Annotated in this window: 14 protein-coding genes; 8 read left to right on the top strand and 6 right to left on the bottom strand. The window is 67.0% G+C overall.

Translation table 11 applies throughout. The features are described from left to right. Positions 1 to 142: 142 nt before the first annotated feature. Genes ACIRRA_RS18610 through ACIRRA_RS18600 form a run of 3 tightly spaced genes read left to right on the top strand, consistent with a single transcriptional unit; the run spans position 143 to position 2,807 of the window. Positions 143 to 1,018, top strand: coding sequence for a MetQ/NlpA family ABC transporter substrate-binding protein (locus tag ACIRRA_RS18610; RefSeq protein WP_402769193.1), 876 nt, complete (start codon positions 143 to 145; stop codon positions 1,016 to 1,018). Between the two features lie 38 nt (positions 1,019 to 1,056). Beyond that, on the top strand, positions 1,057 to 2,118 hold the full coding sequence (locus ACIRRA_RS18605) for a methionine ABC transporter ATP-binding protein (RefSeq protein WP_402769314.1): 1,062 nt from the start codon (positions 1,057 to 1,059) through the stop codon (positions 2,116 to 2,118). A gap of 26 nt (positions 2,119 to 2,144) precedes the next feature. Then, positions 2,145 to 2,807, top strand: coding sequence for a methionine ABC transporter permease (locus tag ACIRRA_RS18600; RefSeq protein ID WP_402769311.1), 663 nt, complete (start codon positions 2,145 to 2,147; stop codon positions 2,805 to 2,807). Positions 2,808 to 2,835: 28 nt separating this feature from the next. Here the strand turns inward: ACIRRA_RS18600 and ACIRRA_RS18595 are convergent, their stop codons facing one another. Further along, positions 2,836 to 4,254: a DUF1254 domain-containing protein gene (locus ACIRRA_RS18595; protein ID WP_402769190.1), complete on the bottom strand. Its 1,419-nt coding sequence runs from the start codon at positions 4,252 to 4,254 to the stop codon at positions 2,836 to 2,838. 138 nt (positions 4,255 to 4,392) lie between these two features. On the opposite strand from ACIRRA_RS18595, the gene ACIRRA_RS18590 reads away from it, so the two are divergent. Then, positions 4,393 to 4,608, top strand: a complete 216-nt coding sequence (locus tag ACIRRA_RS18590; protein WP_402769188.1) for a hypothetical protein — start codon at positions 4,393 to 4,395, stop codon at positions 4,606 to 4,608. 196 nt (positions 4,609 to 4,804) lie between these two features. On the opposite strand, the gene asnB is transcribed toward ACIRRA_RS18590, so the two are convergent. Next, positions 4,805 to 6,772: an asparagine synthase (glutamine-hydrolyzing) gene (gene asnB, locus ACIRRA_RS18585; RefSeq protein WP_402769185.1), complete on the bottom strand. Its 1,968-nt coding sequence runs from the start codon at positions 6,770 to 6,772 to the stop codon at positions 4,805 to 4,807. A 466-nt stretch (positions 6,773 to 7,238) separates the two neighbouring features. Between asnB and ACIRRA_RS18580 the strand changes: the two genes are divergently transcribed. Then, a complete protein-coding gene (locus ACIRRA_RS18580; protein WP_402769182.1) occupies positions 7,239 to 8,357 on the top strand; it encodes a cytochrome c oxidase subunit II in 1,119 nt (372 codons plus the stop codon). 12 nt (positions 8,358 to 8,369) lie between these two features. After that, the gene (locus ACIRRA_RS18575; protein WP_354847810.1) at positions 8,370 to 8,786 is read left to right on the top strand and encodes a cytochrome c oxidase subunit 4; all 417 of its coding nucleotides are present in this window, start codon (positions 8,370 to 8,372) and stop codon (positions 8,784 to 8,786) included. 158 nt (positions 8,787 to 8,944) lie between these two features. On the opposite strand, the gene ACIRRA_RS18570 is transcribed toward ACIRRA_RS18575, so the two are convergent. Then, on the bottom strand, positions 8,945 to 9,520 hold the full coding sequence (locus ACIRRA_RS18570; RefSeq protein WP_402769179.1) for a MarR family winged helix-turn-helix transcriptional regulator: 576 nt from the start codon (positions 9,518 to 9,520) through the stop codon (positions 8,945 to 8,947). Between the two features lie 80 nt (positions 9,521 to 9,600). Between ACIRRA_RS18570 and ACIRRA_RS18565 the strand changes: the two genes are divergently transcribed. After that, positions 9,601 to 10,038, top strand: coding sequence for a carboxymuconolactone decarboxylase family protein (locus tag ACIRRA_RS18565; RefSeq protein ID WP_402769176.1), 438 nt, complete (start codon positions 9,601 to 9,603; stop codon positions 10,036 to 10,038). A gap of 153 nt (positions 10,039 to 10,191) precedes the next feature. After that, a complete protein-coding gene (locus ACIRRA_RS18560) occupies positions 10,192 to 10,797 on the top strand; it encodes a YdeI family protein (protein ID WP_402769173.1) in 606 nt (201 codons plus the stop codon). Between the two features lie 115 nt (positions 10,798 to 10,912). Here the strand turns inward: ACIRRA_RS18560 and ACIRRA_RS18555 are convergent, their stop codons facing one another. From ACIRRA_RS18555 to ACIRRA_RS18545, 3 genes are all read right to left on the bottom strand, one after another. Continuing rightward, positions 10,913 to 11,149, bottom strand: a complete 237-nt coding sequence (locus ACIRRA_RS18555) for a hypothetical protein (protein ID WP_402769171.1) — start codon at positions 11,147 to 11,149, stop codon at positions 10,913 to 10,915. A gap of 78 nt (positions 11,150 to 11,227) precedes the next feature. After that, on the bottom strand, positions 11,228 to 12,043 hold the full coding sequence (locus tag ACIRRA_RS18550) for an SDR family NAD(P)-dependent oxidoreductase (RefSeq protein WP_402769168.1): 816 nt from the start codon (positions 12,041 to 12,043) through the stop codon (positions 11,228 to 11,230). A gap of 122 nt (positions 12,044 to 12,165) precedes the next feature. Continuing rightward, the gene (locus tag ACIRRA_RS18545; RefSeq protein ID WP_402769165.1) at positions 12,166 to 13,425 is read right to left on the bottom strand and encodes an FAD-dependent oxidoreductase; all 1,260 of its coding nucleotides are present in this window, start codon (positions 13,423 to 13,425) and stop codon (positions 12,166 to 12,168) included. Positions 13,426 to 13,521 lie beyond the last annotated feature (96 nt).

Here is a 13,521-nt window from a genome sequence, read left to right as displayed (position 1 = left end):
GCACCGTAGGCGAGGGGTCGTCGCGGCTGGAAGCGTTTGGCTCCCCGGGATCGCAACCATTGCCCGGCGATTGCCCCCACGGTTGCATGGCCGGGTTCGATTTCCACCGGTCACGAAGCAGTACAAGCATGCGGGAGTACGAGTGAAATTCCATCGGGTACTGGCGATCCCGGTCCTGGTAGCAGCCGTCGCGAGCCTCACCCTCACGGCCTGCGGCAGCAGCGGCGACTCCGGCGGCGCCACGGTGCGCATCGGCACCACCGAGTCCGATCCGCACTGGGACGTGTTCAAGGACAAGGCCAAGGAGCAGGGCATCAACCTGAATATCGTCCACTACTCGGACTACTCGCAGCCCAATACGGCGCTGGCGCAGAAGCAGATCGATGTGAATCTCTTCCAGCATCTCCAGTTCCTGGGGCAGTACAACGTGGCCAACAATCAGGATCTGACGCCGATCGGGGCCACACAGATCGTGCCTCTGGGCCTGTACTCCAAGAAGCACAGGTCGGTGGCCGAGATCCCGCAGGGCGGGGAGATCGCCATTCCGAACGATCCGACCAATCAGGCGCGGGCGCTGTTCGTCCTGCAGGCGGCCGGACTGCTGAAGATCAACGGGTCCGTGCGCCAGCCGACGCCCGCCGACGTGGACAAGGGCGCGTCCAAGGTGAAGGTGACCGCGGTCGACGCGGCGCAGACGGCGCTGTCGCTGGAGTCGGTGGACGGGTCCGTCGTCAACAACACGTACCTGCTCGAGTCCGGTATCGATCCGAAATCCGCGCTGTACAAGGATGATCCGGGCAATCCCGGCGCCGAGCCGTACATCAATGCCTTCGTCACCCGGGCCGCTGATAGGGGCAATGCCACCTACCTGAAGCTGGTGGACATCTTCCACAGCCCCGAGGTGCAGAAGGCGGTGCAGGAGGATTCCAAGGGCACCGCGCTCGAGGTGACCAAGAGCGGGCCCGAGCTGGAGCAGATCCTGGCGCGGGTACAGCAGACCATCCGCGACGCCAAGTGAGCGACGACGGTGCCGCAACCGGCGAGAATTCAGCCGCGATCGGCGGGAGCTCTGTCGCGGCCGTCGAATTCCGGTCGGTCACCAAGGTTTTCCGGACCGGCAAACAGCGCCACACCGCGCTCGACGGCATCGACCTGCGCATCGAGAAGGGCGAGATCTTCGGTGTGATCGGCTATTCCGGCGCGGGCAAGTCCACGCTGGTTCGGCTGATCAACGCCCTGGAGCAACCCACCGAGGGCACCGTGCTCGTCTCCGGAGACCCCATCACCGGCGTCCCGGAATCGCGGGTGCGGCGGCTGCGCCGCGATATCGGCATGGTGTTCCAGCAGTTCAACCTGTTCCGCTCGCGCACCGCCGCAGGCAATATCGAATACCCGTTGAAGGTGGCGGGCTGGCCACGTGCGCGGCGCCAGGCGCGCGTGGCAGAACTGCTGGATTTCGTGGGACTTTCGGACAAGGCGCGCAGCTACCCGGACCAGTTGTCCGGTGGCCAGAAACAGCGGGTCGGCATCGCCCGGGCACTGGCCACCTCGCCGTCACTACTGCTCGCCGACGAGGCGACCTCGGCGCTGGACCCGGAGACCACCGGCGAGGTGCTGCGGCTGCTGAAGAAGATCAACCGCGAGTTGGGCGTCACCATCGTGGTCATCACCCACGAAATGGACGTGATCCGCGCGGTGGCAGACCGGGTGGCGGTGCTGGCCGACGGCCGAATCGTGGAGTTGGCCAGCACGTTCGAGGTGTTCTCGGCACCCGCCGCCCCACCCACCCGATCGTTCGTGGAGACGGTCCTGCACAACCGGCCGACCGCCGACGAACTACAGCGGCTGGGGGAGCGGCGCGCCGGCCGACTGGTGACCGTTCGCGTCGACGACGAGAACGGGATCGGTCCGGCCCTGGCCGCCGCCGCAGCCGAGGGCGTGAGCTTCGAGATCGTCTTCGGCGGCGTGAGCACCTTGCAGGACAAAACCTTCGGCAGCCTGACCCTCGCCCTGGACGGCCCCGAGGACGCCGTGCGCCAGGTCGCCGATCGCCTCGAGTCGGGGGCGTTGGTTCGCGGGGTGGCGGTGGAGGCCGAGAGCGATCGGAGGAGTGCATGACCGGCGCTGCGAGCAATCTGGCTGCCGTGCACACGGATTGGGATCGGCTGCGGCCTGTGCTGAGTGAGGCCGTTGGCACCACGATCTACCTGGTGCTGGTCACGTTCGTTGTCGGGGGCGCTATCGGGCTGGCGTTGGGGACGGCGCTCTATACGACGCGGAAGGCTGGGTTGCTGGCGAATGCGCCGGTCAATCTGGTGCTGAACGTGCTGGTGAATGTGGTGCGGCCGATTCCGTTCATCATCTTGCTGGCTGCGCTGGGGCCCGTCACGCTGAAGGTGATCGGGACGACGATCGGGACGGACGCTGCGGCGTTCGTGATGATCGTGGCGGCTTCGTTCGGGATCGCGCGGATTGTCGAGCAGAATTTGGTGACCGTGGATCCGGGGGTGATCGAGGCGGCGCGGTCGATGGGAGCGGGGCCGCTGCGGATCATCCTCACTCTGCTGATTCCGGAAGCGTTGGGGCCCTTGGTGCTCGGGTACACCTTCGTTGTGATCGCCATTGTCGATATGTCGGCCATGGCGGGGACGGTCGGTGGTGGCGGGCTGGGCGACTTCGCGCTCGTGTACGGGTACCAGCGGTTCGACTGGCAGGTCACGCTGGTGGCGACGCTGATCATTATCGCGGGGGTGCAGGGGATTCAGTTCCTCGGCAACTGGCTGGCCCGCCGGGTGCTGCGCCGGTGATGACGCGGGCGGCCCGGCGGGAGCTCGGTCAGCTCAGCTTCTCCAGCTTCGGGACCTGCCACTTCCCGTTCAGCACCTCGTCTTCGGGCGCGTACAGCCGCAGGGTGAGGGAGAACGGGCCGGTCTCCGGAATGGGCAGCCAGTGGCCGGCGGGCACATCCGCGCCGGGATCGGCGCTCTGCACGGCGATCTCGACGGTGCCGTCGGCGGCGGGGGTGAGCGGCACCAGGTGCCCCACCGAGTAGATGCCCGCCGGATTCTGGATCAGGTAGCTCTGCCCGTCATAGGCGGTGAGCGACCAGAACGCGCCGACCGGCGGCAGCTGATCCTTGGCGAAGGTCACCCGGAATCGGTTGCCGCTCTCGGCATTCGCGTCGATGCTCGGGTACACCGCGTCCCGGGGCAGATTCGCGCCCAGACCGACCGCCGCGACCAGCGCGCGCAGCGGGTAGTTCGTGCCGTATGTGCCGATACCGAGGTCGAAGGTCCAGCCGTTCTGGTGCTGGGCCTTGGGGTCCCGGTAGGCGGCGAGCTGTTTGCGGGCATCGGCGATGGCCGCGGTGAGTACGTCCGCGGGCGCGGTGCTCGCGGTGGCGCCGGCGGTGATGCCGATGGTGGCGAAACGCTTCATGGCGTCGGCGTCTTCGGGCGCGGGCGGGTTGCGGGCCATCACCGCGCACATGCGGGTGAAGAAGGTGGGGCCGTCCATCTGCATCACCATCTGGGCCGGGACGCCGCCGCCCGCGAGCTGGGCGCCCGAGCCGCCCTGCACCGCGCTCGGATCGGCGCTCCACACGCTGAGCGGGGCCAGCTTCAACTGCCGTTGCAGCGCGCGCACGTGCTTGATGTCGTTGTCGCCCTTGTATTCGATGCGGCCGAGCAACCAGGTGGTGTCGGTGGGCATGGCCAGCTGGGTCATGCCGTCGGGCACCGTGCCCTTCCAGCCCGGCCCGGTGACCAGGTAGGTGTACGGCGGGTTGGGAACCCCGTCCTCGAGCCGCGGGTTCGTACTGGCCGGATCGTGCACCGTATTGGTCCAGGCGTCCAGGAGTTGCATGAGCCAGTACCGGCCGGATCCGATGGCGGGCACCTGCACCACCATCGGCTCGGCGCTCAGGTCCAGCCAGGCCTGTGAGTAGAGGGTGTCCAGGTTGAGCCGGACCACCTGCTTCTCCTCCGGCGTGGGCGGATCCTGGTGCACGAATTGATTGGCCGGGCCGCCGGTTTCACGGGTGACATCCATGAGGACCAGCGGAAATCCGAAGATGTAGGCATCGGTGGCGACGGCCTTGGGGTCGTTGGAGGCCGCGGTGGCGCTGGTCGCGGTCGAGCCGCTGCCCGACTTGCCGCAGGCGGTCAGGCCGAGGGTGGCCAGCGCGGCGGCACCGAGTCCGATGGCCGTGCGGCGGTTGACGCGCGGGGCGCCGCCAGTGGACGGGAGATCCATTGATACCGAGCCCTTTCCGAGAAGGTGTGGTGGCAAGGAGGTCTTCCGGTGATACGAACACCCTATTGCAGTAATACTGCAAATGTAGTGGCTAACCAGTGGTTACCGTACTGCTGCGGCAGCGAAGGAGCACGCAAAATGAGCTCGGCCGATCTGATTTTCACCGGTGGACCGATCGTCACCGTCGATGCGAACCACCCGAATCCCACCCATGTCGCCGTGACCGTCGGCCGGATCATCGCCGTCGGCTGGGACGTGCTGCTCGGCGTCACCCTGTGCGGCGATGTGGTTTTCTGGTGCGCATCTGGTCGCCACCAACCTGAGCATTTGGTCGCAGGTTGCGCGCGCATCTGACTGGATTCTGGACCGCGCTCTGAATCGGGTAGGCCATGACCGGCGCAGTGCTGTATCCGGTTTCCTTTCGGCTGCGGATTTGCGCAGTCGGCCGGAACTCATCGAAACGGTTGAACCGCTTGGTATGCCACGGGGGCGACAGGGGGAACGCGACAGGGCGCCCTCCGGCTGGAGGACGCCCTGTGATGGCGTCGGATCAGAGGTTGACCGGGTAGGTCGGTTCCTGGATCTCGGGCTTGATCCGGTTCTCGACGAAGATGCCGTGCCAGATCATGAAGACGATCAGGGTCCACAGGCGGCGGCTGTGGTCGACCGGGCCGGTGCGGTGGGCCTCCAGCATGGCCAGGATGGCCTGCTTGTTGAGGAGGTGGTCGGTGCCGGACTCGGTGATTTGGGCGCGGGCCCAGTCGTAGAGCTCCGGGCCGCGCAGCCAGTGGCGCAGGGGGACCGGGAAGCCGAGCTTGGCGCGGTTGAGGACATGCGGGGGCACGATGTCCGTGAGCGCCTGGCGCAGGGCGTATTTGGTGGTTTCCCTGGTGATCTTCTGGTCGACCGGGATCTTCTCGGCGACCTTGAAGACCTCGGGGTCCAGGAAGGGGACGCGCAGTTCCAGGGAGTTGGCCATGGTCATCTTGTCGGCCTTGACCAGAATGTCGCCGCGCAGCCAGGTGAACAGGTCCAGGTGCTGCATGCGCGCCACCGGATCCCAGTGGTGGCCCTGCATGGCGTAGATGGGGGCGGTCACGTCCTGGTGGGTCCACTCGGGGCGGAATTCCCGCAGCACCGAACGCAGTTGGGCGTCGTTGAAGCTGCGGGCGTTGCCGTAGTAGCGCTCCTCCAGGGTGAGCGAGCCGCGGTGCAGCAGGCTCTTGCCGCGGGTGCCCTCCGGAATCCGCTCCGACAGCATGCCCGCCAGCTTGCGCAGCGGCTTGGGCAGGAACTCGAAGGGCTTGAGCGACAGCGGTTCCCGGTAGATGGTGTAGCCGCCGAACAGCTCGTCGGAGCCCTCGCCCGACAGCACCACCTTGACGTGCTTGCGGGCCTCCTTGGCCACGAAGTACAGCGGCACCAGCGCCGGGTCGGCCACGGGTTCGTCCAGATACCAGACGATCTCGGGAATGGCGGCCGCGTACTCCTCGGGGGAGACCATGCGGATGTAGTGCTTGGCGCCGATGGCCTCGGCGGTCTCGGCCGCCACGTCGGCCTCGGAATAGCCCTGCCGCTCGAAGGCGGAGGTGAAGGTCAGCAGGTTCGGGTTGTGCCGGATGGCCAGCGCCGCAATGGCGGTGGAGTCGATGCCGCCGGACAGGAACGCGCCGACGGTCACATCCGCGCGCATGTGCTTGGCGACGGAGTCCTCGAGCGCCTCCGCGATCTCCCGGTACCGCTTGGCCTCGCTGCCCGCCGCGAACTTCTGCACCCGGAACTGCGGGTTGAAGTAGCGGGTCACCCGCGGGGTCTCGCCCGGCTCGACCCAGGCGTAGCAACCGGATTCGAGGCGGCGGACGTCCTTGTGCAGTGTCTCGGCCTCGGGCACGTACTGCAGCACCGTGTAGTGCTCGAGCGCGCGCGGGTCCAGGTCGTCGGAAAGCTCCAGTGCCGGAAGCAGACCCAGCAGGCTCTTCTTCTCGCTGGAGAAGGCGGTGCCGCCGGCGCCGGTGGCGATGAACAGTGGCTTGATGCCGAACGGGTCGCGCGCCAGGAACAGCTTGTCCAGCTGGGTATCCCAGATGGCGAAGGCGAACATGCCGCGCAGCCGGCTCGGGGCCTTGGCGCCCCAGTAGTGGAAGGCGGCCATGATGGCCTCGCCGTCACCCTCGGTGCGGAACATCGGCTCATCGCCGAACTCCGCCCCGTACGCCTCCTTCAGTTCGGCGCGCAGCTCGAGATAGTTGTAGATCTCGCCGTTGAAGGTCATGGCGTACCGCTCGGGGTTCTCCGGCGGACCCCAGCGCAGCGGCTGGTGCGAGTGCTCGATATCGATGATCGACAGGCGGTTGAAGCCGAAGATCATGCGCTCGTCGTTCCAGGTGCCGCGCTCGTCGGGGCCGCGATGGCGCTGGCAGTGCAGCGCCTCGTACACCTGTGCCGCGGTGGTTTCGACCGTCCGCCCATCCGGAGTAGTAGCCGTTGTAGCTGTCAGAAATCCGAGCAGACCACACACTGCGCCGAGAACCTCTTTCCGGGGTCTAGGGATTGGGGCGTACCCGCACGGGCACGTTGGACGCGAAACCTACTGCCCGAGTATGCCGTACCGGCGCGGATCATGCTCAGCCCGTATCCAACACCGAAAAGTTCGCAGCCCGCCTCGGTCTGGACTGCGCTCCGCCTCCCCGCGCTTGTAGCGGAAGCCGGAGCGAACGGCTCCATAGACCTGCGCCTTGGAGGAGCGGAGGAGGGAAGGCCGAGGTGACAGGGCTGCGAACAGCCGGAGCGAAGCGGAGGCAAGTTGGACAGAGCGTGTCGAATGGGACCCCGTCACAACGGGGGCGGTTCTTTGGTCTACGCTGCGTAGTACTTGGGAAACTCTCAGGGTCGGTTGCGCGTTCGCGCGTATCCTCCCCGAGGTCCAGAACTGTGCTGAAAATGTGTCGCCCGGCGGAAGGGAGTCCGGGCGACGCGGTGTCGGAATGACGACCAGGAAGGCGTTGAGCGTGGCGCACAAGGCGAGCGAGGCGATAGGGGCACGACCCGCCCGGGGTCGGCGGGGCCGCATCCTTCGGCGGGCCGGGCTGGCGGTGTCCTTGGGGATGACCGCGATGCTCGTCTCCGGCTGCTCGATCGACAACCCGTGGCTTCGGTTCGGCTGGCCCTCGGGCATCACGCCGCAGGCCACCCGCATGCGTGAGCTGTGGACCTGGTCCGTGCTCGCCGCCCTCGCGATGGGCGTGCTGGTATGGGGTCTGACCTTCTGGACCATCGCGTTCCACCGCAAGAAGCCGAACTCCCCGGAGTTCCCGCGGCAGACCGGTTACAACGTGCCGCTGGAGCTGAGCTACACGGCGATCCCGTTCGTGATCATCGCCGTGCTGTTCTACTTCACCGTGGTGGTCCAGAACTACGTCCACGAGAAGGTCGGCAACCCGGACGTCGTGGTCGACGTGACCGCCTTCCAGTGGAACTGGAAGTTCGGCTACCAGAAGGTCGACCTCAAGGACGGCAGCCCGGTCTACGACGGTGTCGACACCGAGCGCCAGGACATGAACCAGGACATCAAGGATCGCTACAAGGAAGCGACCAAGAATGGCCACCCGCAGCCGGGCCCGAACAGCGGCCTGCCCGCGAACGACATCTCGTACCTGCACTACGACAAGGTCGAGATCGTCGGCACCTCCAACGAGGTTCCGGTGCTGGTCCTGCCGTCCGGCAAGAACATCGAGTTCCAGCTGGCCGCCGCGGACGTCATCCACTCGTTCTGGGTGCCGGAGTTCCTGTTCAAGCGCGACGTGATGCCGAACCCGAAGCAGAACAACTCGGACAACGTCTTCCAGATCACCAAGATCGAGAAGGAAGGCGCGTTCGTCGGCCGGTGCGCCGAGATGTGCGGCACCTTCCACTCGATGATGAACTTCGAGATCCGCGTGGTGTCCCCGGCGGACTTCCAGAAGTACATGGACGCGCGGATCAAGGATCACAAGACCAACGCCGAGGCGCTGGCCAGCATCGGTCAGTCGCCGGTGGCGACCTCCACCAAGCCGTTCAACACCGACCGCAAGGCGCGCGGTAACGAACTCGCCGACGCCAAGTGAGGATGAACTGACATGAAGGTCGAAGCTCGCATCTTCGAACTGATCACGGTCTTCTTCGTGATCGTGGCCGTCGTGTACGGCTACTTCACCGGCCGCTCGCGCACCGGCGTCGAGTGGGCGGGTACCACCGCCATCGTGCTGTCGGCGGGCCTGGCCCTGATCGTGGCCACCTACTTCCGCTTCGTCGCCCGTCGTCTGGACCTGCGTCCCGAGGACTACGAAGAGGCGGAGATCGTCGACGGCGCGGGCGACCTGGGCTTCTTCTCGCCCGGCTCGTTCTGGCCCATCCTGCTGGCCGGCGCGGGCTCCATTGCCGCCCTCGGCTTCGCGTTCTTCCAGTTCTGGCTGATCGGCCTCGGCGTGATCTGCATCCTGGTCGCCGCCGGCGGCCTGGTGTTCGAGTACCACCTCGGCCCGGAAAAGCACTGACGCAAGTCTCGAAGCGCCCCACTCGGAATCCGGGTGGGGCGCTTCGCTGTTCGGGCATGGGTGGGAATGTGACCGGGGGAGAACGGGTTCCGGGCTCGGGTGAGTCCTGGCCGAAAGCGCAACGGATATCGCTGACCTGCGCTGACGCGGAGTCTCGGTTAACTCGTTTTGCCGGCCGTCACCACGTTGGCGACTGGGCAGTTGCCCTCGCTACGGCCGCACGCGGCGAAGTCGCAGAGGCGACACAGCCAAGGCTGTGGACGGTTGTTGGTGCGGGTGGAGCGTTCCTCGGCTCTGGCGAGGGTCACTGTGGTCAACATCGTGTCCAGCGCTGCCGCAAGATTGTCGATCTCGTTCGGGGACAACGCGGACAGTGTGCTCGCCAGTGACTCCTCGCGCGTTTGAAGTATCCGTTCGGCCGTGCGCCGGCCATGTTGGGTCAGGACAACGGAGACAGCCCGTCCGTCCTGTGCTCCGACGCGCTCGACGAGACCTTCGGCGGCGAGGCGGTCGACGAGGCGGACGGTGCCCGAGTGGGTCAGGCCGAGCGCGGAGCTCAGCTGCGTGACCGATCCGCCGTCGAGGAACTCGTGCATCGCGGCGAGGGCGGCCGGGGCCGACGGGCCGAGCGTCGCAATCGCTTCGACGGCGGTGTTCATCCGGTCGGCGATCACGAGGCTCAAGGCGCCCAGGACGTTGGCCGCGTGCTGGCGGCTTGACGGGGTTCGCGGCATGGTCCTAGTTTATATGTATGAGTCATACACAGACCAGGGCGGGGCGCGCCGAGTCGGCGGCGGGAGCCATGGAAGCGCGGATGAAGAGCGTGGCGAATCTCGACTTGATCACAGGGATCCAGCATCTTCAAAAGGCGATTCACGCCGGTGGCGTCGACCCGCTCGTGCTCGAGCTGGTCCATCTGCGGGCCAGCCAGATCAACGGCTGCAGCCCCTGTGTGTTCGCCGGCGTCCAGGAGGCGAAGAAGCATGGAGAGACCGAGGAGCGGCTGCACAGCGTGGTCACGTGGCGGGAGACCCCGTTCTTTACCGAGCAGGAGCGGGCAGCGCTCGCCCTGGCCGAGGCCGCCACCCGTATCCAGGACGGCTCGCCGGGCGTGACCGACGAGATCTGGGACGCTGCTGCCACCCACTTCGACGAGAAGCAGATCTTCGCGATCATCCTGAACATCGCACTCACCAACTTCTTCAACCGGATCAACCACACGATCCGGGAGCAGGCCGGCAAGGCCTGGTGAAGGCGGGCGGCATCCGTCCAGAGGCCGCGGTGGTCGACGTGGCGAAGGACATGATCGGTCAGCCACATCGCTGACCGATCCACCGCCACTTCCGGCAGCCCCGTTCTATGCGGCGAGATCCCGAACGACCCCAATCGATGATCATCAGGGCAGATGACGATGAGCGACGAACTACTGGAACTGACCGTTACCGATACCCGAGCCTGGCGGGAGTGGCTCAGCAGGCACCACGACAGCTCGGCAGGGGTCTGGCTGGTTCTCGCCAAGCAGAACACGACCCGGCCCACCAGCCTGACCTATGACCAGGCGCTCGACGAAGCCCTGTGCCACGGCTGGATCGATGGTCGGCTACGGCGGCGGGATGAGGTCACCTTCTGCCGACGCTTCACCCCTCGCGGAAGGCAAAGTCCATGGTCAGCGCGGAACGTATCCATCGTCACCCGTCTGATCAGCGAGGGCCGGATGCATCCGGCCGGAATGACCGAGGTCGAACGCGCCAAGGCCGACGGCCGCTGGGACACGGCCTACGCGGGACAAGCCGGCATCGAGGTACCGGCCGACCTGGCCGCCGCAATGGCCGCGAAACCCGAGGCACAAGCGATGTTCGACATCCTCACCTCCCAAAACCGCTACGCCGTTCTCTATCGGATCGCGAACGCCAAACGCGCCGAGACCCGAGCGCGCCGTATCACCCAGTTCGTTGACATGCTCGCCCGCGGCGAGACGATCCACCCACAAAAGCGCGCCCTCGGCAGTTGAATGCCGCCCGCAGCCAAGTCGCGGCGCTCGCCCTGAACTCGGCGGCCGTGCGCGAGCTCGACATCGCCTTGGCCCGCCACAACCTCATCCGACTCCCGCCGCCTCGACATGCAGGTCAGCGTGAACGCCGCCGCGCGGCGGGATCGGTCTCGGCCTGCCAACGGCCCAGGGCCTCGGCGGACACCTTCGCGTACTTGACCAGGCGTCGGGCGCGGCCGGTCGAGTCGTCGGTGTCGGCCTTGACCGCCAGCAGGGCCTCCGCGATCCAGAGCGCCGGTGCCCGCAACCCGGGCAGTGCCACGGCGACATCAGGGTTCGCCAGCCGGGCCCAGTCCGCGGCCGCGACCAACACCGGCGGATCCGGCAAGAAATAACAACAGCCACAACCTTTTTCGCGATGCCCTGGGTCTATGCCCAGGACCTCACTGCGTTAGCGCCGGATCTCGGCCGGATGCGCCACTACCCCCGACATGGAGGCGAGACCCAGGAGGGCTCGGGGGACGCGGGGCTGGATTTGCGGCGGTCGGGTCCGGATGGCGGTTTCGATCCAGCGGGCGGCCGCGGCGGGGTCCAGGGATGGCTTCTCGGGGAGGTCGGCGGGAGAGCCGCAGTCGAGTTCGAAGGCGGGGTACTGGACCGTGGTGACGTGGATGCCGCGCGGGGAGAGCTCGGCATCGGCGCATTGGCCGAAGGTGGTCCAGGCGGCCTGGGCGCTGGCGTAGGAGGCGAAATTGGGGACGGCGCCGGAGTCGGCGCTCCAGGGGCCGACATTCACCACGTGGCCGGAGCCGCCGGCCAGCATGGCGGGCAGCAGGCCGAGGGTCAGGCGCAGGGGTCCGAAGTAGTAGGCGGCCATCATGCGCTGGTAGTCGTGGAAGCGGTCCAGGGATTGCAGCACCGGGCGGCGGGCGGGGCGGCCGGTGTTGTTGACCAGGACGTCGACGGTGTCGAACTCGGTGAGCAGCCACTCGACCAGCTGATCCACATCGCCGAGGGCGGAGATGTCGCAGCGGAACCAGTGGGCGCGGCCCCCGGCCCGGATGATGCCGGCGCACTCCTCGACCAGCTGGGAGCCGTTGCGCGCCACCAGGATTACCTCGGCACCGTGAAAACCCAGTAGTCGCACGGTTTCCCGGCCGATCTCGGAGCAGGCGTCGGTGACGACGATACGTTTGCCCTCGATGGGGCGTTCCCCGGCAAGGGGTCCGGCGGTGCGGCGACGGCGGGCAGCACGGAATTCGATCATGGGACAGGCAACCTTCATCTGAGGATTGAGCATGAACCATGCACCGGCACCCCGCCGACAGTGCCGATACCGCCGTCCCACCCGGCTGCTAACCGATAGCTGGCAGTGCGGCGGAACACATTCTATTCGGTCGGGTCATAACGTCGGGCGCGTTCGGCGAGACAGATCTCGTCGATGGCGGACACGATGTCCCGCAACAGTTCCGAGGGCAGCGCCGCCGGCCGCAAGCGGCAGGTGAAGGTGATGAAGCCATGGTCCTCGTTGTCGAGTTCGCGCAGGTAGCGGGACTTTACGCCATAGGTCATGGCGGAGATGACGGTGAAGCAGCCGGTTCGTTCACGGTGCCCGGCGAACAGGTCGTGCAGGCCGTGGAAGACCCGGGCGTAGGAGGACAGGGGCGCGAAAACCGAGACGCGGTATGCCGGTCCGCGTTCGGAAGAGCTGATGACGGTGTCGGCCAGGTACTCGGCGTCGCGCAGGGTCAGCACCTTCGGAGCGAACATGAGCGCACCGGCGGCGGCATTGCGGACGGGCATACCGGCGCGGCCGCCCGCGGATGCGGCGATGGCGCCCAGCGACTTTCGGGCGCGCGCGCCGACCTCGCGGCGGGCGCGCAGCGAGAGGTTGGGGGTGGTGGGGTGCAGGCTCGACCACTGGCCGAAGCGCACGGTGCCCAGCTGCACGGTGCCGGTACCGACCGGTCGGGCAACTTTCAGGGGCGCGGTGTCCACCCAGCGGCCCACCTGCAGCATGGCGTCACCCGGTGACTGGATCTCGCGGTAGGAGTGCTCCACCCAGGTGTCGAAGTCCAGGAACCGGTGCGCGTCGGTGGTGAGCCAGGTGCGGTCCTTGTCCACACCGGTGACCTCGAGCGTCAGCGCGGTGATGATCCCGGTGCGCCCGCCGCCACCGAGGATCCGGCGGAACCGCTCCGCGTGATGGGTGCGCCCGCAGGTGCCGAATCGCCCGTCCTGATCGACGTATTCGAGCTCGGCCACATTGTCGCTGAACATGCCGAAGCGATGCGACGCCGCCGACAGCCCGCCCACCGCCGCGAATCCGCCCGCCGTGATGTCCCGGTGGTCGCCGACCACGGGCAGTCCGAGCCCGTGCGCGCCCAGCGTCCGGTCGATGTCGTAGAGCCGCGCCCCCGCCTGCACCCGCACCGTCCCGGCATCGGCGTCCACCACCTGGACCCGGTTCATCTTCCGCAGGCTCAGCACGCTGCCCTGATCGGGCAGCGCGAGCTCGTCCTCCGGCCGTTCCCCACCCCGGATGATCAGCGGTTTCGTCGAACGACGTGAATCCCGAACGGTCCGAACCACATCCGCGGTATCGCGGGGCAGAAATTCGTCGGGGTGGGTGGAGACGGGCGTGCTCATGGCGCTACAGCTAACCATAGTCACGCGCATTGTGCTCGTCCTTGGACGGGCGTCCTAGTGAGCACTGCCCGGACACGCCGTGAACAGCGCGTTTTC

Source organism: Nocardia sp. NPDC101769 (assembly GCF_044766925.1).
GTDB lineage: Bacteria > Actinomycetota > Actinomycetes > Mycobacteriales > Mycobacteriaceae > Nocardia.
The sequence above is the reverse complement of the archived record's forward strand: the minus strand, read 5'-3'. Positions and strand labels throughout refer to the sequence as shown.